Here is a 2021-nt window from a genome sequence, read left to right as displayed (position 1 = left end):
ATCGCCGTGTGGAGTGCGGCCAGTTCGGGGCCCGGGTCGGTGCCGAGTTCCTCGGCGAGCCGGTCGCGGAGCGCGGCGTAGGAGGCCAGGGCCTCGCTGGGCCGCCCGGCGCGGTACAGCGCCCGGAGCTGGACGGCGCGCAGCCGCTCCCGTAGGGGGTGGGCGGCGACGAGATCGGTGAGTTCGCCGGTCAGCGCGGTGTGCTCGCCCGTTTCCAGGATTGCCTCCGCGCGCTCCTCCAGGACGGTCAGCCGCTCCTCGGCGAGCCGGTGGGCGGCCGGGCGGGCGAAGGCGGCGTCCGCGAAATCGGCGTACGCGTCGCCGCGCCACAGGTCCAGCGCCTCGCCGAACAGCTGGACGCGCAGCCGTGGTTCCGCGGTGGCCCGGGCGCGGGCGGCCAGGGCCCGGAAGTGGTGCGCGTCGAGCGCGGACGGGTCCTCGCCGAGTTCCAGGCGGTAGCCCGGGGGCTGGTGAGCCACCCGTTCGCGGCCGATGGCGCGGCGGAGCTGGGAGACCTTCGACTGGAGGGCGTTGGCCGGGTTGCCGGGGGCGTGCCCGTCCCACAGGTCGTCGATGAGCCGGTCGGCGGAGACGACCCGGCCTTCGTGCACCAGGAGGTCGGCCAGCAGGGCCCGCACCTTGGCCTCGGTCACCCTGACGGGCTCTCCCCCGTCGTCGCGGACCGTCAGCGGACCGAGCACCCCGAACCTCATGTGGATCACCGTACACATCGGCTCCGGCGGACCCGTCAGGCACCGGCGGCGGACCATCAGCGGACCGTCAGCGGATGCGAAGCGCAGGCCGACAGAGTTCCTCGTACGAAGTCCGGGGCCGCCCCGGACGCCGGTCCGGAGCCGGTTCCCGGCCCCTTCCCGAACGGAGACCCCGATGTCCTCGCTCTTCGAGAACACCCGCCTCGCCGCCCTCGACCTGCCCAACCGGCTCGTCATGGCCCCGATGACCCGCAACCGCGCCGCCGCCGACGGCACACCGGGCGAACTGATGGCCACCTACTACGCCCAGCGCGCCTCCGCCGGTCTGATCATCGCGGAAGGCACCACTCCCAGCGCCGTGGGGCAGACCTACGCGAACATCCCGGCCCTCTACGACGCCTCGCACGTCGCCGGGTGGCGGCTGGTGACCGGGGCCGTACGGGAGGCGGGCGGCCGGATGTTCCTCCAGCTCCAGCACGGTGGCCGGATCGGCCACCCCGACAACAGCGGTCTCACCCCGCTCGCGCCCTCGGCGGTGGTGCTGCCCGACACCGTGCACACCGCGGGGGGTGCCCGGCCGGCGGTGGTGCCGCGCGAGATGACCGTCGGCGACATCGCCACCACGGTCGCCGACTTCGCCGAGTCCGCCCGCAAGGCGGTGGAGGCGGGCTTCTCCGGGGTCGAGATCCACGGGGCCAACGGCTACCTGCTGCACCAGTTCCTGGGGCGGGGCACCAACCGCCGTACGGATGCCTACGGTGGGTCGGTGGGCAACCGGATCCGCTTCCTCCTGGAGGTGGTGGAAGCCGTGGCCGACGCGATCGGCCCCGACCGGGTCGGGGTGCGGATCTCCCCCGGGATCACCGTCAACGGCATGGCGGAGGGGGACACCGAGGACATCTACCGGGAGCTGGTGCCGGCGCTCGCCCGCCACGGGCTCGCCTATCTGCACGTCGTCTTCGCCGACCCCGACGACGCGCTGTTCCGGGAGGTCCGGCGGGCCTGGCCGGGCACGCTGATCGCGAACCCCGTGCTGGGGTGGGGCGGGCCGCTGCCCGAGGACGGGGGAAGGGCCGCGGCCGAGCGGCTGTTGGCCGCCGGTGCCGAACTGATCTCCCTCGGGCGGTCGTTCCTGGCCAATCCCGACCTGGTCGAGCGGCTGCGCGCCGGCGCCCCGCTCAACCGGCCGCGCGAGGACGGCACGTTCTACGGTGGCGGGAGCGACGGGTACACGGACTACCCGGTGCGCGCCGGGGAGAGCGACCGGGGTGTCCTCGCACCGGCCGCCGCCTGACCGCCCGCCGCGCG

2 protein-coding genes are annotated in these 2021 nt (G+C 74.7%); one reads left to right on the top strand and one right to left on the bottom strand.

All coding sequences use genetic code 11. From position 1 onward, the window contains the following. Positions 1 to 713: AfsR/SARP family transcriptional regulator (locus tag ABZW32_RS39775; protein ID WP_356225795.1), on the bottom strand; the 713-nt coding region annotated here is incomplete at its 3' end. Positions 714 to 888: 175 nt separating this feature from the next. Between ABZW32_RS39775 and ABZW32_RS39770 the strand changes: the two genes are divergently transcribed. After that, positions 889 to 2007, top strand: a complete 1119-nt coding sequence (locus ABZW32_RS39770; protein ID WP_356225793.1) for an alkene reductase — start codon at positions 889 to 891, stop codon at positions 2005 to 2007. The last annotated feature ends 14 nt before the right edge of the window (positions 2008 to 2021 follow it).

Origin of the sequence: Streptomyces sp. NPDC004667, from assembly GCF_040609475.1 — a bacterium.
Taxonomy (GTDB): domain Bacteria; phylum Actinomycetota; class Actinomycetes; order Streptomycetales; family Streptomycetaceae; genus Streptomyces.
The sequence above is the reverse complement of the archived record's forward strand: the minus strand, read 5'-3'. Positions and strand labels throughout refer to the sequence as shown.

What these genes read in the sequence shown, in the direction of transcription:
- ABZW32_RS39770 (WP_356225793.1), top strand. Translation starts at nt 889, where the DNA reads ATGTCCTCGCTCTTCGAGAACACCCGCCTCGCCGCCCTCGACCTGCCC.